The organism is Jannaschia maritima (genome assembly GCF_030973515.1).
Lineage (GTDB): Bacteria > Pseudomonadota > Alphaproteobacteria > Rhodobacterales > Rhodobacteraceae > Jannaschia > Jannaschia maritima.
In genome coordinates, this window is sequence record NZ_JARGZA010000019.1 from 25,516 (window position 1) to 48,886 (window position 23,371).

A 23,371-nucleotide genomic window follows, 5' to 3' on the forward strand; every position below is an offset into this window, starting at 1 on the left:
AGTTCCCGATGGAGGCGTCGCGCGGCTCAGCCTTCGATCAACCGACGGACACTGCGTTCCAGGAATGCCGCGGTCGCGGTCGTTTCCCCGGAGGACCGGCAGATCTGCTCTTCGAGCTCCAGCACGCTGATCCCATGGATCAGGCCCCAGACCGTGTTGATGAGCGTGTCGAACCTCTCGTCGGACATCTCCGGGTCGAGGTCGCGGACCGCCCGTCGCAGGAGGGCGTAGGCCGCCCCGCTCTCGGCCAGGAACTCGTCGGTGCGCTCGGTCAGGGCGCTGCGGTTGAACATCAGGCGGAACACCACCGGGTTGCGCTGCGCGAAGGCCAGGTAGGCCGCGGCCATCCTTCCCAGGCGTTCGCCCGGGGCGCCGTCGGGCGCGGAGGTTTCTGCGAGGTCGCGCGACAGCTCGCGGAAACCGTCCGCCGCGCAGGCGGCCATCAAATGCGCCCATGTGGGAAAGTGATGCACCGGCGCGCCGTGCGAGACATCCGCCTGCCGGGCGATCCCCCGAAGCGACGGGGCGTCCTCCGACTCGAGCTGCATGCGGCCGATCCGCACAAGTTCGGCGCGGAGATCCCCGTGGTGGTAGCGCTTCGTCGTCGCACGTCCGGCAGTCATCGACGCGATCCTATGCCGTCATCCTGTCGTTGACAAGTTCCTGGCGCACGACATATCCTGTCATTGACTAGATACCGAGATGGGAGATCGGGATGCGCACCAACAGACTCGTCGCCGCGGCCATCACGCTTGCGGCCACCACCGGCCCTTCCCTGTCGGACACGACCGTGAGCGACCTCGTGGGAACCTGGACGACCCCCCTGTCCGAACAGCAGGCGCTCGGCGGCGGGGCGAGCGCCTTCCTGCGCCAGGTCGTCGTCTTCACCCCCGTCCGGCAGGACCTGCGCGCGGAGGTGTTCGCCGACCCGGACGGGGAGGTGCCGCTCTTCACCTACGCCTCCTCCGGCCCCTACGAGCCGGTCGGGCCGTCCGAGGTCGTCGACGGCGCGCTGAACCTGGAACTGGTGAACGACCGGTCCGAGGTCACGATCTTCGTGGAGGCGCCGGATCTGATGGCGGCGGTCGGGATGGCGGAGTGCGACCTCGTCTTGGGCGAGGCGGTCGACGTATCGAGCTGCATCTCCGGTCCACCGTTCCTCGTGACCGACTGCGTCGATCTCGACCTCGTATTGGTGGACGAAGGTGGCAGCCGTCTGCGCTTCGGGGACCAGTCCGTGGACAGGTGCGAGACGCGGCCGACCGCGCTCGACGCGACCGAGTTCCGCAAGGCGGAGTGAGGGAGGCTATCCTCCGGGGGGCCGTTTCAAGCGGCGATCTGGGCAAGGTCGGTTCGCGTGGTCCCGGGCGTCTGCTCGGCGCGCGCGACCGGGACGGCGGCGACGGGTGCGCGCGCTCACGCCCCCGGGTCCCAAGACCAGTCGCGGCGCACGGCGTCGGGCACGCCGAGGATCCGCTGGAGGCGCGTGGTTTCGCGCACGAGGAGGTCGAGGTTCGAGTCGCGCACGGTGGGCAGTTGCAACCGGGCGCGGCGCACGGCACCGAAGTCGAGGCGCGCGAGGGTCAGCCCCTCGGCCTCGCCGGCCCCTTCGATCGTGTGGCCGAACGGATCGACGATGCGGCTGCCGCCCCAGAAGCGCAGGTCGCCTTCGCGGCCGACGCGGTTCGCGAACAGGATCGGCATGCCATAGACCATCGCCGAATAGCGGCATGCCGTTTCCCAGCCGCCGGGATTGTCGAAGTCAGCGCCCACCGCCTCGCGCGCCGACGACACGGGCGCCAGGAGGATCGTGGCGCCGTGCAGCGCGGCCAGGCCCACCAGCATGGGGTTCCACAGGTCGTTGCAGATCAGCGTGGCGGCGCGCCAGTGTCGCCCGATGGGGAACGTCTCGACGTAGCGGCCCGGGGCGAAGTGCTTGCCGTCGTCGAGCAGGCCATAGGTCGCCAGGTTGACCTTGCGGTGGACGTGGACGACGCGCCCGTCCGCGACCGTGACGGCGGAGTTGTAGAACTGCGCCGCGGGCCCTTCCTCGATCAGGCCGACGGTGGTGCGCATCGGTCCCGACGCCCGCACCAGGCGGTCGATGCGGGGGTCGTCGCGCGCGAGCGCCAGGTCGAGCGCGCGGCCCCCGGCGCTGTGGCCGGTCAGCGACATCTCCGGGAACAGCAGGCAGTCGCAGCCCGCTCCGCGCGCCTGGTCGACCAGCCGGAGGTGGTCGTCCAGGTTGGCGTCGAGGTCGCCCAGCACGGTGTTCGTCTGGGCCACGCCCGCGATCAGGGTCCGCTCGTCGTCGTCCGCCATCGTCCCCACCCCGGCACGGGAAGGCCGCCGCCCCCGCACCGGGGGGCGACGGCCCGTGCCTTACGGCGATTCGGTCGCCTTACAGAAGGCCCTGCTCGGTCAGGAAGTCGGTGGCGACCTGTTCGATCGACACCTTCTCGACGTCGACGCGGGCGTTGAGCGCCTGCATCGTGGCATCGTCCAGCGCCGCGGACACGGCCTCCAACGGCTCGCGCACGCCGGGGTTGGCGTCGAGCGTTTCCGTGCGGATCACGGGGCAGATCGAATAGGCGGGGAAGAAGCCCTGGTCGTCCTCCAACACGCGGAAGCCGAAGCCCGCGATGCGGCCGTCGGTGGCGAAGACCAGCGCGGCATCGACCTGATCCTCGTTCAGCGCCTGATAGGTCAGGCCCGAATCCATGGATTTCAGGTTCGCGCGGCCAACGTCGAAGCCATACGTCTCCTCGACGCCGGGCAGGCCGTCGGGGCGGCGCGGGAACTCGGCGTTCACGGCCAGATCCAACGGGTCGCCGTCGTTAAAGGCGGCGGCCATGTCCGACAGGGTCGCGATGCCGTCGGTCCTGTCGTCCTCGCCGCGCACGGCGAAGGCATAGGTGTTGTTGGCGTCCGAGCAGGCCAGCCAGGTCAGCCCCTTCTCGCCGTCGAGCTGCGACACCCGTTCGATCGTGGCGTCGCGATCCAGCTTCTCCTCCACCCCGTTGTAGGTCACGAGCGAAGTGCCGGTGTATTCCCAATAGACGTCGACCTGCCCGTTCTCCTGCGCCTGTCGCAGGACGGTGGAGCCCAGCCCGTCGTTCTTGTCGACGTCGAAGCCGTTGGCGGCCAACAGCTGCGCCGTCATCTCGGACAGGAGCAGTTGTTCGGTGAAGTTCTTCCCGCCGACGACGATCTCCTGCGCGGAGGCGGTCGTGCCCAAAAGGGCCAGGGCCAGCGCGGCGGCGGCGGTCTTCGTGTGGTGCATCATGATGTGCCCTCCCAAGGGGGCGGTCGTGCGCCGCCCGCATCGCGTCGCAGGCTAGCGCCCGCGATGCCCCCTCTCCCCCACGGGAGCCGACATCGCAATGACGGGATCCGTCATGCGCGACCCCGGCCCTGGTGCCGCGGGAGGCGCGACGGTACGGATGGGCGACACCGGCAGGGAAGGGAACGCGGCATGAGCGAGGAGCAGGTCGTCTGGGGGATCCTGGGCTGCGGCGACGTCACGGAGGTCAAGAGCGGTCCGGCCCTGCGCGGGGCGTCGCGGTCCACGGTCGCGTCGTGCATGCGCCGCGACGGGGCGAAGGCGGCCGATTATGCCGCCCGGCACGGGATCCCGCGCTGGACCGACGATGCGGAGGCGATGCTGTCGGACCCCGCCCTGACCGCGATCTACGTCGCGACCCCGCCCGACACGCACCGCGACTACGCCGTCCGCGCGCTGGAGGCGGGCAAGGACGTGCTGGTCGAGAAGCCGATGGCCCTAACCGTCGCGGAATGCGACGCCATGGCGGAGGCCGCGGCGCGCACGGGGCGGTCGCTGTCGGTGGCGTATTACCGTCGCGCCCTGCCCCGGTTCGAGGCGCTGCGCGCGATCGTGGGCGACGGTACGATCGGCGAGCCGCGCCTGGTGGAGGTGCGGCACTTCCTGCCGGGCGACTTCCGCCCCGACCAGCCCTGGAAGATCGACCCCGCGGTGGGCGGCGGGGGCCTGTTCGCCGACATGCAGTCCCACGCGCTGGACTGGCTCGGCTATGCGTTCGGGGAGGGCACCGCGCGCGGGTTGGCGCGGCGCCAGGCGGGCGGCTACGCGGCGGAGGATCTGGTCGCCTACGTGGCCGAGTTCGGCGGGGTGCCCGCGGTGGGGCTGTGCAGCTATGCGGCGTCCGAGAAGGACGAATCCGTCACGGTGCACGGGTCGGAGGGGTCGGCGTCGATGGGGTTCTTCCGCCCCTCCCCCGTCACGGTCACGACGCGGAGCGGCACGCGGGAGGTCGACCGGCCCGATCCGCCGCATGTCCACGAACCGTTCGTCGAGCGCGTCGTGGCGCATCTGCTGGACGGGGCGCCGAACCCCTGCCCGCCGGAGGACGCGCGGCGGGTGAACGCGCTGCTCGACGCGATCTACGCGGGGCTGTGAGGGGCGCTAGGCCCGCGCCTCCGCCGAAAGGGTGCGGTGACGTTCGATCCCCTCCGGCAGGCGGTCGATCCCGAGGCCCGGGGCGTCGCCGGCGGCGATCCGGCCGCCCCTGACCGGCAGGGGGCCGAAGGCGTCGCGCAGGGGGTTGGGGTTGACGTCGACCTCCAGGGGGCCGGGGCGGTCGTGGCGCCCGGGGCCGGCGGCCAGCAGGTGCAGGGATGCGCGCAGGCCGATGCCGCCGCCCAGGAAGTGCGGGGCATAGGTCGCGCCCGCGGCGTGCGCCAAGCGCGCCACCGCCCGGCAGCCCGTCACGCCGCCCCACTTGGCGACGTCGGGCTGGATCACGGCGACCGCCCCCGTGGCGAGCAGGCGTTCGAACGAGGGGAGGCCCAGGCCGTTCTCGCCCGCGGCCAGGGGGTGGGGCGATCCGTCGGCCACGCGGCGCCAATGGGCGTCCGGCGCATCGGCGGCGATGGGTTCCTCGAACCACCGCAGGGGAACGTCCGCCAGGGCGCGGGCCAGGGCCAGGGCCCCGTCCGGGTCGTAGGCCTGGTTGGCGTCGATCATCACTTGCTGCCCCGCCCCCAGCGCGGCCGCCACCTCTCGCACCCGGTCCGCGTCGTGCGCGTCGAAGCCCACCTTCAGCTTGAACGCCGCGTGGCCCGCGGCGCGCGCGGCGTCCACCAACGGCCCGGCGCGGCGCACGTCGATCCCGCTGGCATAGGCCGCGACGTCCCCGGCCGCGTCCGCGTCGAGCAGCCGGCGCAGCGGCAGGCCCCCCCGGCGCGCGGCCAGGTCCCAGATCGCGGTGTCGAGGCCGGCGATCGCTTGGGCGAAGGGCCCGGGCTCGGCGCATTGCAGGGCGCGGGTCCGGCAGCGGGCGGTCAAGTGCTCGAAGGCCGCGGGCGGATCGGCAAAGGGCACGCCCAGGAGGACGTCGGCCACGTCGTGCCGCAGGAGGTTCACGCGATGCTCCGCCCCGGCGGCGGGCCAGTTGGCGAACACCTCGCCCCAGCCGAAGGCGCCGTCCGCGTCCTCCACCCGCACGAACACGGCCGGGCGATCGCGCATGGTCCCGAACGCGGTCGCCACCGGGGGGTCCACGGGCACGCGGAAGGCGTGGGCCTGGAGGCGCGTCACGACGATGGGCCGGTCGGCGGCGGCGGTCACGTGGTGCCCCTGGGCACGACGTGGCAGGGGATGTGGCGCACCGGGGCGACGGGGCGCGCGGCGCCCCCGGCCAGGTCCAGGAGCAGCGCCGCCGTTTCCCGCCCGATGGCGCGGCGGGGCGAATGGACGGTGGTCAGGCCGCCCCCGATCTCGGCGGCGATGGGCAGGTCGTTGAATCCGCATACCGCCAGCGCGCCCGGCACCGCGACGCCCGCGTCCTGGCAATGAAGGACCGCGCCCACCGCCAGCAGGTCGTTGGCGGCGAACACGCAATCGACGGCGGGCGCCCGCGCGCGCAGGCGGGCGCAGAGCGCGCGGCCCAGGCCGAAGGACGGCTCGGCGGGATCGAACAGGTCCACGGGCGGGGCCAGGCCCAGGCCCGTGGCGCGGGCGCGGAAGCCTTCGATCCGGCGCGCGGCGCGGGTGTCGGCCGCGTTGCACGACAAGGTGGCGGGCCGGCGGTAGCCCCGCGCGTGCAGATGCTCCGCCGCCAGGGCGCCGGCCTCGGCATGGGGGAAGCCGACCGCCATGTCGATCGGGTCGGGGGGCAGGTCCATCACCTCCACGGTTGGGATGCCCAGGTCGCGCACGAGCGCGCGCACGGCGTCCGTGCGCGACGGCCCCGCGAGCACGAAGGCGTCGGGGTTCCAGCCCGACAGGTGGCGGACGGTGTCGCATTCGGCGGCTGGGTCGAAGCCCGTGCGCGCGACGATGGTTTCGCGCCCCGTGTCCTTCAGCCCGGCCTGGATGCCGGCGATGATCTCGGCGAAGACCGCGTTGCCCAGATCGGGCACGACGATGGCGACGATGCCCGACCGCCGCGCGGTCAGGGAGCGCGCCGCGAGGTTGGGCCGATAGCCAAGCGACCCGGCGGCGGCGCGCACGCGGGCCAGGGTGTCGGGTTGCAGCGCGGCGCTGCGGTCGGGCGACAGGGCGCGGCTGACGGTCATCTTCGACACGCCCGCCGCGCGGGCCACGTCGGCCAGGGTCACGGCGCCCGCGCGCGACGCCATCAGGCGGCCCCCCCCGACCGCCGCGCCGCCCACAGCCGCCGGACGAGGGGCGCCAGCAGCAAAAGCGCGGTGAGGGCGAAGATCCCGGTGGCGATCGGCGAATGGGTGAAGAACGCGCCGAAGTCGTCGCCCTTGAGCAGCAGGCCCCGTCGGAACGTCTTTTCCAGCTGCGGGCCCAGCACCAGCCCGATCACCAGGGGGGCCAGCGGATAGCCGCCCCGCCGCAGGGCGAAGCCCAGCAGGCCGAACAGCACCGCGACCAGCACGTCGAACGGGTTGCCCCGCACGGCCGCCGCGCCCAGGAGCGACAGGACGATCACCGCGGCCAGGATGAACCGCTCGGGGATCCGCAGGAGCCAGCCGAACAGGCGCACCACCGGAAAGGCCATCAGCAGCATCACCAGGTTGACGACGATCAGCGCGGCGAAGATCGCATAGACCAGCGGCGCGTCGTCGGCCATCAGGCGCACGCCCGGCGTGACCCCGTGGATGATGAGCGCATTGAGCAGGATCGCGGTCACGACGTCGCCGGGGATCCCCAAAGCCAGCGTGGGGATCATGGCGCTGCCCGTGACCGCGTTGTTTGACGATTCGGCAGCGACGATGCCGTCGGGCTCGCCGGTGCCGAAGGCCCCGCCCCGGGGCGAGGTCTGCCGCGCCAGCGCATAGGCGATGAACGCCGCCGTGGCGGCCCCCGTGCCCGGCAGGGCCCCCACCCCGCAGCCGATCCCCGACGAGCGCAGGAGCCCGCCCAGCCTGCCGCGCCATTGCCCGAGCCCCGGCAGGCGGATGCGGACCGACCGCACGGCCGCGACCGTTCCTTCGCCCAGGCGCGCGCGCTCCAGCGCCTCCGACAGGGCGAAGAGGCCGATCACCGCGGCGATCAGGTCCAGCCCAGCGGACAGGTCGAACACCCCGAAGTCGAAGCGCGGCATGCCCACGACGGGGTCCGTGCCGATCAGCGCCAGGAACAGGCCGAACGCCCCCATGGTCAGGCCCTTGAGCATGGAGCCCTGCGACACGGCGGCGATGCAGGTCAGGGCCATGACGATCAGGGCGAAGACCTCGATCGAGCCGAAGCGCACCGCCACGCGGGCCAGCTGCGGAGCCGCGAGGATCAGCACGAGGCAGGACAGCAGGCCCCCCGCCACGGAGGCCGCCGTGGCCCAGCCGAGGGCGGCCCCCCCCTCGCCCCGTTCGGCCATGGGATATCCGTCGAGCGTGGTCGCCGCCGCCTGTGGCGTGCCCGGCGTGTTGATGAGGATGGCCGAGATCGAGCCGCCATAGACCGACCCGCAATACACGGCCAGGAGCAGGAAGATGGCGGGCCCCGTCTCTATGGTGAAGGTGAAGGGCAGGCAGATCGTCAGGCCGACGACCGATCCCAGACCCGGCAGGCCGCCGACCACGATGCCCAGAAGCGTCCCGATCAGGATCGCCAGCGCCGCGCCGAGGGTGACGTGGGTCAGCACCGCCTCGATCATCGCGCGGGCCCCGTCACAGCAGGCCGCCCGGCAGGATCGAGGGCAGGCGGATCAGCAGGACGTGGTGGAACAGCGCCCAGAGCCCGGGGCCCAGCACGGCGGTGGCGACCAACAGGACCAGCGGGCGGCGTTCGCCCATCGCCAGGAGCGATGCGAAGACGACGGGTGTCACGGTCAGGGCGAAGCCCGCGACCGGCAGCAGCAGCGCCGCGCCCACGAGGATCGCGCCCAGCCACAGGACCGTGGCCCATCGGCCGGCGGCCACGGGCCCCGTGCCGCGCCATTCCACCGCCACCAGCGCCAGCGCCATGCCCCCCCACAGCGCCAGGAGGACCTTCGGCAGGACCATGGCGTTGGGGGCGGTGGCGAAGATGCCCGTGGCATAGCGCGGCGCGAAGGCGTGCGCCAGAAGCGCCAGGGCCGCCGCCGCCAGGAGCAGCGCCAGCCCCAGCCGGAACGGGGAGCGGGCCGCCGTTCCGGTGTCGTCCGCGGATGTCACCCCGTCCTACTGCGCCAGCCCCGCGTCCTGCAGGATGGCGCGGTTCGTTTCGGTGTTGCGGCGTACGAAGTCGGCGAAGGCCGGGCCGTTGCGGTACTTCAGCGCGATGTTCGCCTGCTCGGCGGCCTGGGTGAAGCCCTCGCTCGTCAGCGCGGCCTCGCAGGCGGCGGACAGGGCCTCGACCGCCTGGCCGGGCGTGCCCGCGGGCACGACCATGCCCTGCCAGACCGAGAACTCCAGCCCCTCGTGGCCCAGCTCGGCCGCGGTGGGGACGTCCGGGAACTCCGGGTGGCGCTCGGCGGCCAGGATGGCCAGCGGGGTGACGTCGTTGGAGCGCACGACCTGCGGCTGGTCCACGAAGGCCGTGATCTCGCCGCCCGCGAGGGCGTTCATCGCGGGCCCCGTCCCGTCATAGGGGACGTGCGTGGATTCGACCCCGAGCGCCTTGGACACAGCGGCCATCGCCAGGTGCGGGATCGTGCCCGGCCCCGACGAGCCGTAGACGAGGGGGCCGCCCTCGGCCAGGGCGTCGAGCGTATCGATCCCGCTGCCCGCCGACACCATCACGAAGGTCGGGTTGTCCGTGGTCTGGCAGACGTATTCCCACGACTCGGCGTCGTATTGGAGGGGCCGCAGGATCGGCTGGATCGCCAGGGGCCCGATGGGGATGTAGCCCACCGTGTAGCCGTCGGGATCGGCCTGCGCCGCCGTGCCGGTGCCGACCGTTCCGCTGGCGCCCGACACGTTGCGCACGACCACGTCCGTGCCCAGGGCTTCGGCGAAGTGCGGCTGGAACACGCGGACCACGCCGTCCGTGCCGCCGCCGGCGTTGAAGGGCACGATCAGCTCGACCGTGCCGTCGGGATAGTCGTCCTGCGCGAGCGCGGGGCCCGCGAATGCCGCCAGGGCCAGGCCCAGGACGGTGCGGCCCCAGGTGGTCCGCGCGTTGTTCGTCGTGATCATCGTCATTCCTCCCATGGATGGTTCGGCCTCGGACGGGGTCCGTCGTTCAGGCCGGTGCCGCTCGCACCGCCCGCAGCGCCGCGGCGGCGCCCGCCGCGGCGAATCCCATGTCGCTGGCCACGGCCGCGAAGCCGCAGCCCGCCCCCAGCATCGCCGCCGCGAGGTCGGGCCGCGGCATCACCGTGCCGATCGGCACGCCCGCCCGTCCAGCCCGTTCGACCGCCGCCCGGATGCGGGCCAGCGTCGCGTCGCCGGTGGGGTTCCCGATCTCGCCCGTGGTGGCCGAGATGTCGCCCGGGCCCACGAACAGCGCGTCCACGCCGTCCACCGCGGCCACGTCCTCCAGGGCGGTCAGGGCGCTCGGCGTTTCGAGCTGGGCGATCAGGCAGGCGCGGGCGCGGGCCTGCGCGACGTAGTCCGGGTCCGCGCCGTAGCCGTTCGCCCGCAGCATCGCCGCGAAGCCACGCACGCCGCCGGGCGGATAGTCCATGACCGCCGCCACTGCGCGCGCCTGGTCGGGCGTGTCGATCATCGGCACCATCAGCGCGTCGAGCCCCGCATCCATCATCCAGCGGATGCGCGCGGGGTCGTGGTCGGGCAGGCGGACGACGGGGGCCACGCCGCGGCTCTGTACGGCTCGGGCCATGTGGAGCACCGTTTCCACGGTGATGGGCACGTGCTCCATGTCGATCACGAGGAAGTCGAACCCCCGGCAGGCCATCGCCTCCGCCAGGTCGGGCGAGCCGGACATCAGCCACGTGCCCAGGGGCGCGTCGGGGCCTGACATTCGGTCGCGGAAGGACGGGGGGCGGTGAGGCATCGTCGGGGGGTCCGGTGTCAGAAGATAGCGGGTTCGGGCGCGCCGGCGCCCAGGAGGAAGTCGAAGTCGCAGCCCGTGTCCGCCTGCCCCACATGCGCGGCATAGAGCCGGGCGAAGCCGCGCGCGGGCGGCGCGGGCGGACGGTGGCCTTCCAGGCGTTCGGCGATCTGGGCGTCGGACAGGGCCACGTCGAGGCGGCGGGCCGACAGCGACAGGGTCACGCGGTCGCCGTCGCGCAGGGCGGCCAGCGGTCCGCCGGCGGCCGATTCGGGGACCACGTGGAGGACGCAGGTGCCGCCATGCGTCCCGCTCATGCGGGCGTCGGACAGGCGCAGCATGTCGCGCACGCCCCGCTTCAGGAGCTTCCGGGGAATGGGGAGGTTGCCCCATTCCGGCATCCCCGGCCCGCCCAGCGGCCCGCCGCCCCTCAACACCAGGACGCTGTCGGGCGTCACGTCGAGGTCGGGGTCGTCGATCCGCGCGCGCATGTCGGCGGGGCCGTCGAAGACGATCGCGGGCCCCGAATGCTCGAGCAGGGCGGGGGTCGCGGCGGTGGGCTTCATGATCGCGCCGCCGGGGGCCAGGTTGCCGCGCAGCTGCGCCAGGGGGGGCGCGTCCGAGACCGGATTCGACAGGGGCCGGATCACGTCGTCGTCCCAACATTCCGCGTCCCGGTAGCCGTCGGCCAGCGTGCCGCCGGCCACGGTGGGCGCGTCGCCGTCCAGCCGATCGTCCAGGCGCCGCATGAGGGCGGGCAGCCCGCCCGCGCGGAAGAAGTCGGCCATCAGGTGCGTGCCGGCGGGGAACAGGTTGGCCAGGAGCGGCGTCCGCCGGGCGGCCGCGTCGATCAGGTCGCCGGGCAGGTCCACCCCCGCCCGGCCCGCGAGCGCGGCCAGGTGGACGGCCGCGTTGGTGGAGCCCCCGATCGCCGCCAGCACATGCGCGGCGTTTCCGAACGCCCGTTCGGTCGCTATCGCGCCGGGCGCGATGCCCCCATCCGCCAGCGCCACCGCGCGCGCGCCCGCCCGGTACGCCATCCGGCGGTGGGCCGAATCCATGGCCGGGATCGACGCGGCGCCCGGCAGGGTGAAGCCCATCGCCTCCGCCAGCAGGGTCATGGTCGACGCGGTGCCCATCGTCTGGCAGGTCCCCGGAGAGCGGGTCATCACGCCTTCGAGCTCGACCCAGTCGTCGTCGCCCACGTTGCCGGCCTGCTTCTCGTCCCAATACATCCGGGTGTGGGTGCCCGCCCCGAGCGTGCGGCCGCGCCAGTGGCCCGACAGCATCGGCCCCGCGGGCACGACGATCGCGGGCAGGCCCATGCTGATCGCCCCCATCAGGAGGCCCGGCACCGTCTTGTCGCACCCGCCCAGGAGGACGGCCGCGTCGATCGGGTGGGAGCGGAGCAACTCCTCCGCCTCCATGGCCAGCATGTTGCGGTAGAGCATGGTGGTGGGCTTCACCATCACCTCCCCCAGCGACAGGGCGGGCAGCTCGACCGCAAAGCCGCCTGCCCGGGTGATGCCGCGGGCGACGTCGGCGGCGCGTTCGCGCAGATGCGCGTGGCAGGGGGACAGGTCGGACCAGGTGTTCAGGATGGCGACGACGGGGCGGCCCAGGAACTCGGACCGATCGAAGCCCATCTGCTGCGCGCGCTGACGGTGCGCGAACTGGCGCATGCCGCCGTCCCTGAACCAGCGATCGCTGCGGCGAGCCGTCATGTTCGGTTCGTCGGCCATGTGTTACCGGTAACAAGGAATTGACAAGTTGGATAGGCACCCGCGTGCAATGACGGGTTCGGTTGCCACGTCTGCGACGCAGATCACCAGGTTAAGATACTGACGATGTTCGATATTACCGAAGGTTGCCAACTGGCAATTGGGATCGTCAGATCGGGTTCTTCTCGGCGAACGTGCGGAAGAAGGCCAAAAAGGCGCGGTCGGGATCGCGGGGGGCGTCACGATCCCGGGACCAGTCCCGCCATACCCCTTCCACGTAATAGATGTCATAGCCCGGAAAGCGCATGCGCGCCGTCTCGTAGGTTTCCGTCCGCAGAGCCGCCCCGCGGGCGTCGAGCCAGCTCGGACGGGCCGGGGCGGGGGATGGGGAATGAGCCGGGGCTTCCGCGGGCGGTCCGTCCCGCCGTTCGCGGCGCCCGACCTTCGAGAAGGCCAGTTCCCGTTCCGCCGCGCCCTGCCCCGCCCCGTCCTTGCGCCACCATCGCAGTTCCACATGGGTCACGCGGCGGCCCGTCTTGATCGGCGCCACCTCCACCACGTAGTCGGAAAGCTGGTTCACCTCCGCGCAGGCCGGATCGATGGAGCGCAGCTTGAGGTTGGACCAGGATGTCAGCTTGCCCTTCGGCACGCCGAGGATGCCGCGCAGCTCGTCCAAGCTGAAACGGTCCGAAGATCGCCAACGCAGGTTCCCGCGCTTCTGCACCATCTCATAGAGTGTCAGCGCATATTTCGACGTCAGCGCGAACATCACCTCGCGCTGGAGGCGGGCGAAGACGGTGGAGTTGCCGATGATCTGCCGCAGCCGCGCGGGGATCTCATATTCCAGAAGCCCATCGGCGCGAAGCGTTTCGATGTTGCCGCCCAGGAGTTGCACGCGCTCCACGGCAGGCTCGCCGTCCCACACGACCTGGACCTTGACGATGGCCGACATCAGTCGTTCCACCGACGCGCCGATCCGGTCGTTGCTGTTATGCGTGCCGCGCAGGTCGGCCTTCGCGATCACGTGGGTAACGGGCCGGTCGATCGCGTCCCATGCGTTCTCGAGCAGGAGGTTGTAGAGACGTCGGTCAGCCAGGGTCAGGGGCGTGACCTCGACCACGTCGACTAGTTCCCCGGGCTTTACGAGCGAACCATCGTTGGGTCGGGCGTCCAGCGTGCGGTATCGGTCCGGAGGCTTCGCCATGCCCATCCCTTACGTCGAGTGCGATGCGCAGGTATGGTATGGGCGTGATCCCGGCCGGTCCAGGGGGTAAGTGGAAACCCAAAACGTAAGGGTTCACGTATCTGGCACGGAGCCGGCGATTCGGCCCGTGCCCCGGAACAGCCCACAAAGGAAGTCGAATCGTCCATCCACGCAACGAATCGGTACCTGTGGATAAGGCCGCACCCCAAACGTACCGATACCCCACCCCGCACGTAAGCCACCCCATCCCGATCCGTAAGTCCCCGCACCCCGGATGTAAGTAATACGGTGAAATGGGGCATATTTCATTGGCTTTAATGCACGGCGAACAAGTGAACCCGTGAATCGGAAGCAGCGGTGATTTCATCCGATTTAGGGTGGATGGGGACGGCGCTCGCGGTCATCGTTGAGTTTCGATGCGATTCTGAGTGCGGAGACCGACCGGGGTTCGCCCGTAGAGGCAGGATCAGCAAAGGTTCGTATTTGATGGCGATGCCGACCAAAAACCGCACTTGCTGCGACCTACCCCGTTTGCGATGAAGCGACGAACCCCTTCCGCATGTAGGACCATCGCCATGGACGGACCCGCCCTGCCCGGCGTTGGACTGGACGAACTGGAAGGCCTGTCCGAGCGGGCCGCCACCGTGATCGAACGGCTGCGGGACCGGATCTATGCCCCCGGAACAGAGAAGCGGCTGGACCTGCGGTTCAACGTCCGCACCGCCGCCGACATGGTCGGACGGACGGAGAAGGCCATCCGTGACGCCGAAGGCGACGGGCGCCTTCCCGTGCCCGACAAGGACCCGGATACGAACCGGCGCACGGGCTATTCCCTGGCGCAGGTCAACGCGATGCGGCAGGTGTTCGGCACCCTGCCCCACCGCGCCCCGGAGGATCCGGCCTGCGTTCTGGCCGTGCAGAACTTCAAGGGCGGCGTCGCCAAGTCCACGATGGTCACGCATCTGGCGCAGAACTTCGCGATGAAGGGCTATCGCGTCTGCGTGGTCGATTGCGACAGTCAGGCTTCGACGACCGCGATCTTCGGGCTGAACCCCGACGTGGACGTCGACGAGGGGGAGGACACGCTCTATCCGTTCTTCCGCCACGGTGGGCCGCGGGACCTGCGCTATGCCCTGCGCGCGACGTACTGGCCCGGCATCGCGTTGATCCCCGCGAACCTGGGTCTGTACGACGCGGAATACGAGTTCGCGGCCCGCATGGCGCGCGAGCAGACCCTCGTGCTCGACCGTCTGCGCGAAGGGATCGAATCGATCGCGGACGAATTCGACGTGATCCTGCTGGACCCGCCGCCCGCGCTGGGGATGATATCCCTGTCGGTCCTGCGGGCCGCCAACGCCCTGCTTATCCCCGCGCCGCCCAACAACATCGACTTCGGCTCGACCGCGCATTTCCTCAAGATGATGGGCGCGACCCTGTCGGAGATCGCCCGGCACGGGGGCGCGCGCGACTATAGCTTCGTGAAGATCCTGGCGACGAAGATGAACGATCAGAAGTCCGCGCACGTGGCCATCAAGCGGATGATGGATGCGGTCTTCCCTTCGGACATGCTCCAGGCCACGCTGAAGGACAGCGCCGAGATCGACAACGCCACCGCGAACCTGTCCACCGTCTACGAGCTGACGGGGCCGCAGACCCGCACCGACACCCACAAGCGGTGCCGCGCCTATCTCGACGCCATCGGGCGCGAGGTGGAGACGTTGATTCGCAAGACCTGGCCCAGCCACCACGCCGCGCTGCGCAAGGAGGGGGTGCTTTGAGACACACAAAGGGAAGGGACGTCCGATGAGCAGCAAGCATTCCGCGATCCTGGACGCGGTGAACGGGTTGAACGACGGCCTCGTGCCGGAATCGAAGCGCCCGGCGCGGTTCCTGACCCGGTCCAACCGCATGGCCGAACGCCTGTCCGGCGAGATCGAGGAGAAGACATGGCGACGCGTCGATCCCGCCTCGTGCCGGATGTGGGCGCGCCACAACCGGGCCTATGACCTGCTGACGCCGGAGAATTGCGCCGACCTGATCGAGGGGATCCGGTCGCAGGGCCAGCAGGAGTTTCCGGCGATCGTGCGGGCCACGGGCGACGCGGCCCAACCCTACGAGGTCATCTGCGGGGCACGGCGGCACTTCGCGGTGACGTGGCTTCGGGCCAACAACTATCCGCAGTTCAAGTACCTGATCGAGGTGCGCGACCTGACGGACGAGGCCGCGTTCCGGCTGGCCGACATCGAGAACCGCGACCGCGAGGACATCAGCGATTACGAGCGGGCGGTCGACTACCTGGACGCGTTGGAGCGATATTACGACGGGTCGCAGAAGGACATGGCCGCTCGGCTGGAGATGTCGCCCGGCTATCTGTCGCGGTTCCTGCAGATGGCGCGTCTGCCGCGCGAGATCGTGGCCGCGTTTCCGTCCGTCCGCGACATCCGCGAACCACATGCCCGGACGTTGAAGAAGCACTTGGACGACCGCGCGTCGCGGGAGGCGCTGCTGGCCCGCGCGACGGATCTGGCGGGGCAGGGGCTGGATTCGGGCGCGGTGATGAAGGCGTTGACCGCATCAGTGGCTGCGCCCAAGCCGAAGGCGGGGGCGAAGACCTATGCGGGGGAGGCGGGAGAGCCGCCGATCAGGGTGAGGCGGACGGGCCGCAAGGTCACGGTGGAATTTCCCGCCTCGCTGTCGGATGCGTCGATCCGCACGGCGATGGAGCGGTACCTCGCAGACCGTCGGAGGTGAGTTGCCAGCTGGCAATCGTGCGGATTATCGTTTGAACGTAGGGTGTTACGGGATCATCCGGCATGAACGCGGCCGCGATTGTCGGGGGCGTGCCGCCCCCCTAGGCTGGCGGAGCAACAGCCACAGGACGCCCCCGTGACCAGACCGAACCGCCCCCGCTATGCCGCCCGCCTGAACGCGTTCAAGCCGATGGGGGGTGGGATCGGGGGCATGATCGCCGCAGCCGGATCCGTGGGTGGGCTGACGGCGGCGGACCTGAACTATCCCGACCATTTCGATGGGCAGTCCCCGGACGCGTTGTCGGAGATGCTGGGGGATGCGGGGCTGGCGTTGAACGGCTTGGCGATGCGCTACTATACCGAGCCGGGGTTCAAGATCGGGGCCTTCACCAACCCCGACCCGTCCGTGCAGCAGGCGGCGGTGGATCTGACCAAGCGGGGCATGGATGCCTGCCGGGCCATGGGCGGCACGGTGATGACGCTGTGGATGGGGCAGGACGGGTTCGACTACGCCTTGCAGGGCGAGTACGGGCGGATGTGGGACGACACGGTCGCCGCCCTGCGGGCGGTGGCCGACCACGACCCGGACCTGGACGTCGCCGTCGAATACAAACCCAACGAGCCGCGCGCCTATGCCTTGATGCCCGACGTCGGCACCACAATCCTGGGCGTGCGGGAGGCGGGGTGCGCGAACCTGGGCGTGACGTTGGACTTCGCCCATGTGCTGTATGCCGACGAGATGCCGGCCCACGCGGCGCATCTGATCCATCGCTGGTCGCGGCTGCTGGGGGTCCATCTGAACGACGGCTATGGCAAGCGCGACGACGGGCTGATGGTGGGCACCGTCCATCCTGTCGCCACGGTGGAGCTGTTCGTCGAGCTGGACCGGATCGGCTACGACGGGGCGATCTATTTCGACACGTTCCCCGACCATGGCGGCCTGGACCCGGTGGAGGAGGCGCGCACCAACCTGGCGCTGGTCGAACGCCTGCGCGACCTGGCGGCGGAGGTGGGGGCGATGCCGGACCTGCGCGACGCCATCGCGCGGCAGGACGGGGCGGCGTCGCAGCGGATCGTGGCGCGGGCCCTGTACGGTGCCTGACGTCCTGGTGATGGGGTCGCTGCATTGGGACGTGGTGGTCCGGGCCGATCGGCTGCCCGCGCTCGACGAAACGCTGATGGGACGGGGGGTCGCGTACCGCTTCGGGGGCAAGGGCGGCAACCAGGCGCTAGCCGCCGCACGGGCGGGTGTGGCGGTGACCTTTGCGGGGGCCGTGGGCGACGACGATGCGGGGCGGCGGATGCTTCGGGTGCTGGACGATGCGGGAATTGAACGTTCCGCCATTGATGTTCGGGACGGCGCGTCCGGCATGTCGGTCGCGATCGAGACGGCGGGCGGGGAGTACGGTGCCGTCGTGGTGACGGGTGCCAACGCCGCCGTCGCGGGGGCCGCGATGCCCCGTGGCTGCCGGGTCGCGCTGATCCAGAACGAGGTGCCGGAGGCGGCGAACCTGTCGCTCGCCGCGTCGCTGCCCGCGGACGTGGCGCTGGTCTGGAACGCCGCGCCGGCCCGTGGCGGGCCGGACGCTCTGCTGGACCGTGCGGACGTGCTGGTCGTCAACCGGGTGGAGGCGGCGCAGATGGGCGGGATCGACGCCCTGCGGCGACGCGTTACGGTGATCGAGACGTTGGGTGCCGATGGGTGTCGTCTGGGCGATGCGGGCGGAGTGCGGACGTTCCCCGCCGCGCCGGTGGAGGTGGTGTCCACCCACGGGGCTGGGGACGCGTTCTGCGGGACGTTGGCCGCGGCGCTGGCGCGGGGGGCATCGCTGGACGACGCCGTCGCGGCGGGGCAGGCGGCGGCGGCGCGGCTGGTGTCCGGGGCGGATCTTGCCGCACGCGATGCGGTGGACTAACTTGGTCGGACTAACCGGAGGCGAAGACATGCGGACCGTCAACATGCACGAAGCGAAGACGCATCTGTCGCGGCTGGTCGATGCGGCGTCCAAGGGCGAGGACTTCGTCATCGCGCGGGCCGGGAAGCCCTTGGTCAAGGTGACGGCCATCGCGGAAGCCGAAACGGCGACGCCCCGGATGGGATTCATGAAAGGGTCGGTCCCCGACGATTTCGACACGATGTTCGCCGATGAGATCGCGGAGATGTTCGGGACCGCCATTCCGAAGTGAGTCGCGCGCTTCTCGACACGCATCTTTTGCTTTGGGCAGCGATCGCGCCGCACCGTCTTCCCCGTGACGTCGCGGCGGCCTTGTCCGACGGACCCCTGACTCCCGTATACTCGGTCGCGTCCCTGTGGGAGGTGACGATCAAGGCGGGTCAAGGCCGCGCCGACTTCGAGGTCGATCCGAACGAATTGCGCCGCGGGTTGCTCGCCGCGGGCTACCGGGAGCTTGCGATCGAAGCACGGCATGCCTTGGCGGTCGCCGACCTGCCCGCACTCCACGGCGACCCGTTCGATCGTCTGATGCTGGCGCAGGCGCGGATCGAACGGTTGCCGTTCTGGACGGTGGACCGGGCGGTCCTGCGTTATGGCAGCCCGGCGGAGGATGTCGGCTAGGGTCCGTCCGGGAACGCCGTGCGCGTCCCTGCGATGCGCGGTTCCCCGACGGGGCCTACTCCAGCCGATAGAACCGCGCGGCGGTGCCGCCGAAGACGCGGGCCTGGTCGGCGGGGGAGAGATCCGCGCAGAGGTCGCGGGCGGTGTCGTGCCAATCCCCGTACTCGGCGCGCAAACGGCAGACGGGCCAGTCGCTGCCCCACATGACGCGGTCGGGACCGAAGGCGGACAGGGCGTGCTCCGCGTAGGGGCGCAGGTCGTCCGGGGTCCAGTCCTCCGTCGCCTCCGTCACCAGGCCGGACAGCTTCACGCAGGCCTCCGTGTCCTGCGCCAGGCGGGTCATGCCCCCGGCCCAGGCGTCGAAGGCGCCGCCCGCCACGTCGGGCTTCATGCAATGGTCGATGACCGCGCGCATGGGGTGGCGCGTCAGGACCGTGTGGAAGTTGGGCAGGTGATGGGGGAAGCCCAGGGCGTCGAAGCACAAATCCAGGTCGGCCACCGCGTCGAAGGCCCAGGCCACGTCCGCGCGCAGCATCCAGTCGTCGTCCGCGATGTCCTGGATCATCGGGCGGACGCCTTTGAACTTCGGGTGCCGGGCCAGGCGTTCCAACTGTTGGCGCTGGTCGGCATCCTCGAAGTCGATCCAGCCCACGACGCCGCCGATCCAGTCGGTCGCGTCGGCCAGGCCCAGCATGTACTCGGTCTCGTGCAGCGTGGCGGCGGCCTGGACCAGCACGGTCCGGTCGATGCCGTGGGCCGCCAGGTGGGGCGCCATGTCGGCGGGGCGGTATTGGCGGTCCAGGATCGGATGCCCGTCCGGCATCCAGTCGTGGTCGCCGCGCAGGGGCTGCCACAGGTGGTGGTGGGCATCGACCTTCATGTCGGCGCGTCCCCGCGCAGGAGGCCTTGATCCTTCAGGTCGGCCCACAGGGCTTCGGGGATCTCGGCGCGGGCCGCCTGCAGGTTGCCTTCCATCTCACTCGTGCCTTGGCCGCCGGGGATGACGCTGACGGTGGCGGGATGCAGCAGCGGGAATTGGAAGGCCGCATCGACCAGACGCACGCCGTGGGCGTCGCAGACCCGTTCGATCGCCGCCACGCGGTCGAGCACGTCCTGCGGCGCGGGGTCGTAGTCGTAGAACGCGCCGGGCTTGGGGCCCGTGGCCAGGATGCCCGAATTGTACGGCCCGCCCGTCACGATGCCGATGCCGCGCGCCTCGCACAATGGCAGGAACGTATCCAGGGCGTGCTGCTCCAACAGGGTGTAGCGGCCCGCCAGCAGGAACAGGTCGTAGTCGCCGCGCTCGGCCAGTTGCTGGCACACCTGCCATTCGTTGACGCCGGCGCCGAAGGCCTTGATCGCGCCCTCGCCGCGCAGGCGTTCCAGCGCGTGGTAGCCGCCCGCTTGCAACTGGTCGACCTTGGCGTGGACGTTGGCGCGGCTGCCCTGGTTGGGGACGTCGATGTCGTGGGCGAACAGGATGTCGAACCGGTCCACCCCCAGCCGCGCGAAGCTGTGCTCGATGGACCGCATCACCCCGTCGTAGGAGTAGTCGTAGACCTCGCGCCGGTTGGGCACGTCGAACCACTTGCCGTGACCGTCTCGCGACTCCGCCGTGGCGGGCACGAGATAGCGGCCGACCTTCGTGCTGAGCACGTACTCGTCGCGGGGCTTGTCGCGCAGGAAGCGGTTCAGCCGCGTTTCCGACAGGCCGAGGCCATAGAGCGGCGCTGTGTCGTAGTAGCGCACGCCCGCGTCCCAGGCCGCCTGCAGGATCGCGTCGGCCTCGTCGTCCGTGATCGCGCGGTACAGGTTGCCCAAGGGCGCCGTGCCGAAGCCCAGTTCGGTGAAGGTGAGGCCGCCGTCGCCCCTGCGGTCCCAGTGTCGCGTCTTCAATGCCATGTGTGTCCTCCCCGATACGACCGCCATGCTAGAAGGGCCGGGGCCGCTGCGCTAGCGTCCGCGGACGGGGAGGAGCGGGCATGACGTATCTGCTGGGCATCGACATCGGCACGTATCAGGGGAAGGCCGTGCTGGCACGGCCCGACGGGACGGTCGTGGCGCAGGCCGTGCGCGACCATCGGATGGACGTGCCCCGGCCCGGCTGGGCGGAGCACGACGCGGACGCCGTGTGGTGGGACGGTCTGGTGGCCTTGTGCCGGGACGTGCTGGCGGGGGTGGATGCGGGGGCGGTGGCGGCCCTCGCGGTCAGCGGGATCGGGCCCTGCGTGCTGCCCGTGGACGGGGACGGAGCGCCGCTGTGTCCCGCGATCCTGTACGGGGTGGACGCGCGGGCGGGCGCGCAGATCGCGGCGATGACGGAACGGCTGGGCGCGGACGCGATGCTGGACGTGTCCGGCAACGTCCTGACCACGCAGTCGGTCGGCCCCAAGGTCCAGTGGCTGCGCGACGAGCGCCCCGCGCTGTGGGACCGCACGGCGGCGATCGAGACCTGCACCACCTTCCTCGTGCGTCGTCTGACGGGCGAACGCGTGCTGGACCACCATTCGGCCGGGCAGTGGACGCCGTTCTACGACGCGCGGGCGGGGACGTGGTCGGAGGCGATGTGCCAGGGCGTGGTGGAGGTGGACCGGTTGCCCCGGCTGGTCTGGACGACGGACGTGGCGGGAACGGTGACGGACGCGGCGGCGGCGGCCACGGGGCTGGCGCCGGGCACGCCCGTCACCGCGGGCACCATCGACGCCGCCGCGGAGGCCGTCAGCGTGGGCGTGCGCGACGCGGGCGACCTGATGGTGATGTACGGGTCCAGCATGTTCCTGATCCAGGTCACGCCCGACCGGCTGGTGGACGCTGCGCTGTGGTCCGCGCCGTGGCTGTGGCCCGGCACGTGGTGTTCCATGGCGGGGCAGGGGACGTCGGGCACCCTGACGCGCTGGTTCCGCGACGTCCTGGCCCGCGAGCTGGGCGACGACGCCTTCGCCGCGCTGTGCGCGGAGGCCGCGGCGACGCCTCCGGGGGCGGAGGGGCTGCTGTGCCTGCCCTACTTCTCGGGCGAACGCACGCCGATCCAGGACCCGCAGGCGCGGGGCGCGTTCTTCGGGCTGAACCTGACCCACGGACGCGGCCACCTGTTCCGCGCCGCCTGCGAGGGGGTCGCCATGGGCACGGCCCACGTGGTCGAGACGTTCCGCGCGGGCGGGGCGGCGCCGTCGCGCGTGCTGGCTGTGGGGGGCGGGGTGCGCAACGCCGTATGGCTCCAGGCCACGGGCGACCTGACGGGTGTAGCGCAGCACCTGTGCCGGTCGAGCGTGGGCGCGTCCCTGGGCGACGCCTTCCTGGCGGGCTGCGCCGTGGGGGCGGTGGACCCCGGCGCGATCGCGGACTGGAACCCGGTGGAGCGGGTGGTGGAGCCGGTGGCACGTGACGTCTATGCCCGCCAATACGCCCTGTGGCGCGAGCTGTACGAGGGGACGAAGGGGATCGCGCACCGGCTGTGACGCGGGGCGCGGCCCGACGGGGATGGTGGCCGTGCCGCGCCCCGCGATCACGTTTCCGCGACACGGTGCCGCCGATGCGCCTTCCTTCGCGGCGGAACGGTGGACAGGGGTTGGGGAGATGTGCTTGCTGGGACGCATCTGGCGGGACCGGCCCCGCCTTCGCCGCCGAAGGCCCGCATCCCGCGGCCCAAGCCTCGGTCGGCCTTCGATCCCGCGGCGCCGGTTCCGGCCCGGGATCCCATACGTCGAGGGAGACGTTTCCATGAAGATCACCGCATCCTTGCCCGTCCTCGGGGCCGTTCTGCTGCTTCCCGCCGCCGCGCAGGCGCAGGACGCCTGCGGCGACGTCGTCATCACCGAGATGGACTGGGCGTCCGCCGCGATCGTGACCCAGGTGTCCACCTTCCTGATGACGCAGGGCTATGGCTGCGACGTCCAGGTCGTGCCGTCCTCGACCACGCCCGCGATGGTATCGGTGGCCGAGACCGGCAAGCCCGACATCGTCACGGAGGTCTGGACCAACGGCAACCCCGGCTACGACGAGCTGGCCGCGGCGGGCACCATCGTCACGCTGGCCGACGTCCTGTCGGACGGCGGCGTGCAGGGCTTCTATATCCCCACCGTCCTCGCGGAGGCGCATCCCGAGCTGACCACCATCGACGGCGTGCTGGCCAACCCCGACCTGGTCGGCGGGCGCCTGCACAGCTGCCCTGAAGGCTGGGCCTGCCAGAACACCGCCACCGCGTATGCCCGCGCCGCCGGGTTCGAGGAGGCGGGGATCGAGGTGTTCCAGCACGGCTCCGGCGAGACGCTGGCGACCTCGATGGCGGCCGCGGTCGAGAACGGCGATCCCTGGTTCGGCTACTACTGGGAGCCGACGAGCATCCTGGGCAAGTACGACATGACGCGGGTCGATCTGGGCGAGTACGACCAGGAGACCTTCACCTGCAACTCCGACCCCGCCTGCGAGGACATCGGCGTGACCGCCTATCCGGTGGTGCCCGTCAAGACGGTCGTGACGACGACCTTCGAGGCGGAGAACCCGACCATCACCGCGCTGATGAACAACGTCCGGTTCACCAACGCCCAGATGGGCGAGGTCCTGGCCTGGCAGGAGGACAACGGCGCGTCCAACTCGGAGGCGGCGGTGTACTTCCTGACGACCTATCCGGAGGTCTGGGGCGGCTGGGTGGACGACGCCGCGCGCGAACGTCTTTCGGCGCTGCTGCAGTAAGGGTCGGGCGCGGTCGGGTCCGTCCGGGCCCCCGCGCCCGCCCG

Annotated in this window: 23 protein-coding genes; 10 read left to right on the top strand and 13 right to left on the bottom strand. The window is 71.2% G+C overall.

The window, feature by feature from the left end; genetic code table 11:
- Positions 1-26 precede the first annotated feature (26 nt).
- Positions 27-623, bottom strand: coding sequence for a TetR/AcrR family transcriptional regulator (locus tag P0084_RS15760; protein ID WP_308917834.1), 597 nt, complete (start codon positions 621-623; stop codon positions 27-29).
- Between the two features lie 92 nt (positions 624-715).
- Here P0084_RS15760 and P0084_RS15765 point away from each other — a divergent pair, with 92 nt between their 5' ends.
- The gene (locus P0084_RS15765; RefSeq protein WP_308917835.1) at positions 716-1,300 is read left to right on the top strand and encodes a hypothetical protein; all 585 of its coding nucleotides are present in this window, start codon (positions 716-718) and stop codon (positions 1,298-1,300) included.
- 116 nt (positions 1,301-1,416) lie between these two features.
- On the opposite strand, the gene P0084_RS15770 is transcribed toward P0084_RS15765, so the two are convergent.
- Both P0084_RS15770 and P0084_RS15775 read right to left on the bottom strand, forming a co-directional pair.
- Positions 1,417-2,322 (bottom strand): nitrilase-related carbon-nitrogen hydrolase, encoded by a 906-nt coding sequence (locus P0084_RS15770; RefSeq protein WP_308917836.1) that lies wholly within the window; start codon positions 2,320-2,322, stop codon positions 1,417-1,419.
- Between the two features lie 79 nt (positions 2,323-2,401).
- Entirely contained in the window at positions 2,402-3,286 is an 885-nt protein-coding gene (locus P0084_RS15775) for a glycine betaine ABC transporter substrate-binding protein (RefSeq protein ID WP_308917837.1), read from the bottom strand.
- A 189-nt stretch (positions 3,287-3,475) separates the two neighbouring features.
- Between P0084_RS15775 and P0084_RS15780 the strand changes: the two genes are divergently transcribed.
- The gene (locus P0084_RS15780; protein WP_308917838.1) at positions 3,476-4,438 is read left to right on the top strand and encodes a Gfo/Idh/MocA family protein; all 963 of its coding nucleotides are present in this window, start codon (positions 3,476-3,478) and stop codon (positions 4,436-4,438) included.
- A 6-nt stretch (positions 4,439-4,444) separates the two neighbouring features.
- Here the strand turns inward: P0084_RS15780 and P0084_RS15785 are convergent, their stop codons facing one another.
- From P0084_RS15785 to P0084_RS15820, 8 genes are all read right to left on the bottom strand, one after another.
- Positions 4,445-5,608, bottom strand: a complete 1,164-nt coding sequence (locus P0084_RS15785) for a mandelate racemase/muconate lactonizing enzyme family protein (protein WP_308917839.1) — start codon at positions 5,606-5,608, stop codon at positions 4,445-4,447.
- On the bottom strand, positions 5,605-6,621 hold the full coding sequence (locus tag P0084_RS15790; RefSeq protein WP_308917840.1) for a LacI family DNA-binding transcriptional regulator: 1,017 nt from the start codon (positions 6,619-6,621) through the stop codon (positions 5,605-5,607). Before P0084_RS15790 ends, P0084_RS15785 begins: the two co-directional genes overlap by 4 nt.
- Entirely contained in the window at positions 6,621-8,105 is a 1,485-nt protein-coding gene (locus tag P0084_RS15795; RefSeq protein ID WP_308917841.1) for a tripartite tricarboxylate transporter permease, read from the bottom strand. Before P0084_RS15795 ends, P0084_RS15790 begins: the two co-directional genes overlap by 1 nt.
- A 13-nt stretch (positions 8,106-8,118) precedes the next feature.
- Complete coding sequence (locus tag P0084_RS15800) at positions 8,119-8,604, bottom strand: tripartite tricarboxylate transporter TctB family protein (protein WP_308917842.1); 486 nt, start codon at positions 8,602-8,604, stop codon at positions 8,119-8,121.
- A 6-nt stretch (positions 8,605-8,610) separates the two neighbouring features.
- Positions 8,611-9,567: a Bug family tripartite tricarboxylate transporter substrate binding protein gene (locus tag P0084_RS15805; protein ID WP_308917843.1), complete on the bottom strand. Its 957-nt coding sequence runs from the start codon at positions 9,565-9,567 to the stop codon at positions 8,611-8,613.
- Between the two features lie 46 nt (positions 9,568-9,613).
- The gene (locus P0084_RS15810) at positions 9,614-10,354 is read right to left on the bottom strand and encodes an HpcH/HpaI aldolase family protein (RefSeq protein WP_308917844.1); all 741 of its coding nucleotides are present in this window, start codon (positions 10,352-10,354) and stop codon (positions 9,614-9,616) included.
- 50 nt (positions 10,355-10,404) lie between these two features.
- On the bottom strand, positions 10,405-12,126 hold the full coding sequence (locus P0084_RS15815; RefSeq protein WP_308917845.1) for a dihydroxy-acid dehydratase: 1,722 nt from the start codon (positions 12,124-12,126) through the stop codon (positions 10,405-10,407).
- A 148-nt stretch (positions 12,127-12,274) separates the two neighbouring features.
- Positions 12,275-13,309 (bottom strand): RepB family plasmid replication initiator protein, encoded by a 1,035-nt coding sequence (locus tag P0084_RS15820; RefSeq protein WP_308917846.1) that lies wholly within the window; start codon positions 13,307-13,309, stop codon positions 12,275-12,277.
- A gap of 575 nt (positions 13,310-13,884) precedes the next feature.
- On the opposite strand from P0084_RS15820, the gene P0084_RS15825 reads away from it, so the two are divergent.
- From P0084_RS15825 to P0084_RS15850, 6 genes are all read left to right on the top strand, one after another.
- Complete coding sequence (locus P0084_RS15825; protein ID WP_308917847.1) at positions 13,885-15,087, top strand: AAA family ATPase; 1,203 nt, start codon at positions 13,885-13,887, stop codon at positions 15,085-15,087.
- Positions 15,088-15,112: 25 nt separating this feature from the next.
- Complete coding sequence (locus P0084_RS15830; RefSeq protein ID WP_308917848.1) at positions 15,113-16,060, top strand: ParB/RepB/Spo0J family partition protein; 948 nt, start codon at positions 15,113-15,115, stop codon at positions 16,058-16,060.
- A 135-nt stretch (positions 16,061-16,195) separates the two neighbouring features.
- Positions 16,196-17,161 (top strand): sugar phosphate isomerase/epimerase family protein, encoded by a 966-nt coding sequence (locus P0084_RS15835; RefSeq protein WP_308917849.1) that lies wholly within the window; start codon positions 16,196-16,198, stop codon positions 17,159-17,161.
- A complete protein-coding gene (locus P0084_RS15840) occupies positions 17,154-17,975 on the top strand; it encodes a PfkB family carbohydrate kinase (protein ID WP_308917850.1) in 822 nt (273 codons plus the stop codon). The genes P0084_RS15835 and P0084_RS15840 overlap by 8 nt, the downstream gene beginning before the upstream one ends.
- Positions 17,976-18,003: 28 nt before the next feature.
- Positions 18,004-18,246, top strand: a complete 243-nt coding sequence (locus P0084_RS15845) for a type II toxin-antitoxin system Phd/YefM family antitoxin (protein WP_308917851.1) — start codon at positions 18,004-18,006, stop codon at positions 18,244-18,246.
- Entirely contained in the window at positions 18,243-18,635 is a 393-nt protein-coding gene (locus P0084_RS15850) for a type II toxin-antitoxin system VapC family toxin (protein WP_308917852.1), read from the top strand. Before P0084_RS15845 ends, P0084_RS15850 begins: the two co-directional genes overlap by 4 nt.
- A 55-nt stretch (positions 18,636-18,690) precedes the next feature.
- Here P0084_RS15850 and P0084_RS15855 read toward each other — a convergent pair whose 3' ends face one another.
- Positions 18,691-19,515 carry an amidohydrolase family protein gene (locus P0084_RS15855; protein ID WP_308917853.1) on the bottom strand — a complete coding sequence of 275 codons (825 nt, stop codon included), beginning with the start codon at positions 19,513-19,515 and terminating at the stop codon, positions 18,691-18,693.
- Positions 19,512-20,537 (bottom strand): aldo/keto reductase, encoded by a 1,026-nt coding sequence (locus P0084_RS15860; protein ID WP_308917854.1) that lies wholly within the window; start codon positions 20,535-20,537, stop codon positions 19,512-19,514. The genes P0084_RS15855 and P0084_RS15860 overlap by 4 nt, the downstream gene beginning before the upstream one ends.
- 80 nt (positions 20,538-20,617) lie before the next feature.
- On the opposite strand from P0084_RS15860, the gene P0084_RS15865 reads away from it, so the two are divergent.
- Both P0084_RS15865 and P0084_RS15870 read left to right on the top strand, forming a co-directional pair.
- On the top strand, positions 20,618-22,093 hold the full coding sequence (locus P0084_RS15865; protein WP_308917855.1) for an FGGY-family carbohydrate kinase: 1,476 nt from the start codon (positions 20,618-20,620) through the stop codon (positions 22,091-22,093).
- Between the two features lie 262 nt (positions 22,094-22,355).
- Entirely contained in the window at positions 22,356-23,327 is a 972-nt protein-coding gene (locus tag P0084_RS15870) for a glycine betaine ABC transporter substrate-binding protein (protein WP_308917856.1), read from the top strand.
- Positions 23,328-23,371 lie beyond the last annotated feature (44 nt).

What these genes read in the sequence shown, in the direction of transcription:
- P0084_RS15760 (WP_308917834.1), bottom strand. Translation starts at nt 623, where the DNA reads ATGACTGCCGGACGTGCGACGACGAAGCGCTACCACCACGGGGATCTC.
- P0084_RS15765 (WP_308917835.1), top strand. Translation starts at nt 716, where the DNA reads ATGCGCACCAACAGACTCGTCGCCGCGGCCATCACGCTTGCGGCCACC.
- P0084_RS15770 (WP_308917836.1), bottom strand. Translation starts at nt 2,322, where the DNA reads ATGGCGGACGACGACGAGCGGACCCTGATCGCGGGCGTGGCCCAGACG.
- P0084_RS15775 (WP_308917837.1), bottom strand. Translation starts at nt 3,286, where the DNA reads ATGATGCACCACACGAAGACCGCCGCCGCCGCGCTGGCCCTGGCCCTT.
- P0084_RS15780 (WP_308917838.1), top strand. Translation starts at nt 3,476, where the DNA reads ATGAGCGAGGAGCAGGTCGTCTGGGGGATCCTGGGCTGCGGCGACGTC.
- P0084_RS15790 (WP_308917840.1), bottom strand. Translation starts at nt 6,621, where the DNA reads ATGGCGTCGCGCGCGGGCGCCGTGACCCTGGCCGACGTGGCCCGCGCG.
- P0084_RS15795 (WP_308917841.1), bottom strand. Translation starts at nt 8,105, where the DNA reads ATGATCGAGGCGGTGCTGACCCACGTCACCCTCGGCGCGGCGCTGGCG.
- P0084_RS15805 (WP_308917843.1), bottom strand. Translation starts at nt 9,567, where the DNA reads ATGATCACGACGAACAACGCGCGGACCACCTGGGGCCGCACCGTCCTG.
- P0084_RS15810 (WP_308917844.1), bottom strand. Translation starts at nt 10,354, where the DNA reads ATGTCAGGCCCCGACGCGCCCCTGGGCACGTGGCTGATGTCCGGCTCG.
- P0084_RS15815 (WP_308917845.1), bottom strand. Translation starts at nt 12,126, where the DNA reads ATGGCCGACGAACCGAACATGACGGCTCGCCGCAGCGATCGCTGGTTC.
- P0084_RS15820 (WP_308917846.1), bottom strand. Translation starts at nt 13,309, where the DNA reads ATGGCGAAGCCTCCGGACCGATACCGCACGCTGGACGCCCGACCCAAC.
- P0084_RS15825 (WP_308917847.1), top strand. Translation starts at nt 13,885, where the DNA reads ATGGACGGACCCGCCCTGCCCGGCGTTGGACTGGACGAACTGGAAGGC.
- P0084_RS15830 (WP_308917848.1), top strand. Translation starts at nt 15,113, where the DNA reads ATGAGCAGCAAGCATTCCGCGATCCTGGACGCGGTGAACGGGTTGAAC.
- P0084_RS15845 (WP_308917851.1), top strand. Translation starts at nt 18,004, where the DNA reads ATGCGGACCGTCAACATGCACGAAGCGAAGACGCATCTGTCGCGGCTG.
- P0084_RS15855 (WP_308917853.1), bottom strand. Translation starts at nt 19,515, where the DNA reads ATGAAGGTCGATGCCCACCACCACCTGTGGCAGCCCCTGCGCGGCGAC.
- P0084_RS15860 (WP_308917854.1), bottom strand. Translation starts at nt 20,537, where the DNA reads ATGGCATTGAAGACGCGACACTGGGACCGCAGGGGCGACGGCGGCCTC.
- P0084_RS15865 (WP_308917855.1), top strand. Translation starts at nt 20,618, where the DNA reads ATGACGTATCTGCTGGGCATCGACATCGGCACGTATCAGGGGAAGGCC.
- P0084_RS15870 (WP_308917856.1), top strand. Translation starts at nt 22,356, where the DNA reads ATGAAGATCACCGCATCCTTGCCCGTCCTCGGGGCCGTTCTGCTGCTT.